General features: G+C 47.0%; 1 protein-coding gene. It reads left to right on the forward strand.

Features of this window, described 5'->3' with window-relative positions; all coding sequences use genetic code 11:
- Window positions 1–383: 383 nt before the first annotated feature.
- A partial coding sequence (locus ACYVI1_RS28720; protein WP_460914817.1) for a hypothetical protein occupies window positions 384–662 on the forward strand: 279 nt, incomplete at its 3' end.

The following is a 662-nucleotide window of genomic DNA, read 5'->3' on the forward strand; positions in this document are numbered from 1 at the left end:
TTGTAAAGCGTCTCAAAGCACTGATTAGGCTGATCGGGCAGGAATCGCCGAATCATCTCTTCGTCGGTTAAGGATGTCGGCATAAAGACCGTTGGGCTTTACGTAACCAAGTAGGTACGGAGGTAAACCAATGGGTTCGTACAAAATAGTTTAGACGACTAATTGGCGATTTAGGCACAACATATTTATTAGGCGGTATATATCAGGCTACCGGAACCCGGTTCTATTAACCGGCTACTTTAGTTAAGCTAAATGATGTAACCCCGGATCGGCTCAACCAACTCTGCGTCGGCAGCCGTTCGGCATCAGGGCGTCGTTGGGATAACAGATAGTGAATTTTACTGGTAAATCCGACCAAAAAAAGGACGAAGCGCAGATTGGCTATGGCAACCAGAAAAGAGCGGGAATTAATCTTTAATAAGTGCGGAGGCAGATGCGCATACTGCGGCTGTGAGTTAGGGAAAGGCTGGCATATTGATGAGGTAGAACCTATCCGTCGAAACAAAAAGTGGGATCGAAAAAAGCGTAAATGGGTCTATGATGGCACCTGTAAACATCCCGACCGGCTTCATATCGACAATCAACTACCTGCCTGCGCCAGTTGCAACATCAACAAGCATAGTATGTCGCTTGAGGAGTTCAGGGCGTTGATTGGCGGGTTT

The organism is Spirosoma areae, from assembly GCF_054781775.1.